The sequence below is a fragment of the Bartonella massiliensis genome, from assembly GCF_902150025.1.
Lineage (GTDB): Bacteria > Pseudomonadota > Alphaproteobacteria > Rhizobiales > Rhizobiaceae > Bartonella > Bartonella massiliensis.
Window position 1 is genome coordinate 1 of sequence record NZ_CABFVS010000079.1, and the last position, 664, is coordinate 664.

1 protein-coding gene is annotated in these 664 nt (G+C 28.0%); it reads left to right on the forward strand.

Annotated elements, in window-relative coordinates; translation table 11 throughout:
* Window positions 1-188: hypothetical protein (locus FNZ60_RS09910; RefSeq protein ID WP_210243988.1), on the forward strand; the 188-nt coding region annotated here is incomplete at its 5' end.
* Window positions 189-664: the final 476 nt, after the last annotated feature.

A 664-nucleotide genomic window follows, 5' to 3' on the forward strand; every position in this document is an offset into this window, starting at 1 on the left:
GCATTGGTTATAAAGACAGTTCCTATAAAAAATTATTAAGTTGCAAATGTGTTTTAAAAGAAATTAACAAAAAAATTAAAAACCATTTAGTAAAAAACAAGATAGGTTATAAAGTTAAAAATACGCATGATGAGAGCGCTTCTAAATATTATAAATGTATAGATTCAAAAAATAATGCAATCGTTTAAGAAAGCCTATAATATAGCTTTAAAAGCATATAATACAAAAGAAGCAATTCATAAGCATATTATAAATATTTATACACAATGAATTTAAAAAAATCATAAAAAATATCAAAAAAGATAAAATATTATTTGACAATAAATACGTATTTTGCTATATAAATAATCAAGTGATCAAAACACTTTGTGATTAGCGGATAGATTACGAAACAATCTTTCCAAAGCTTTTAAAAACTGACTATCTTTTATGCTATGATTAGCATATATGATATTTTTGTCGGGTGTCGTTACGCCATATAATACCCTTATGGGAAAAGCGTAACAACGGACTAATCACCGTGTTTTGAACGCCCGGCGCCCTTATAGGGTGTCAATTTCAAAACTCTTGATTAGGACATATTAGTATGAATACTACAGTAAAAAACACCCCCGTTATTTCTTCCATTTCAAATGAAACCGCCTCTGTTAATAAACAGAGCCTG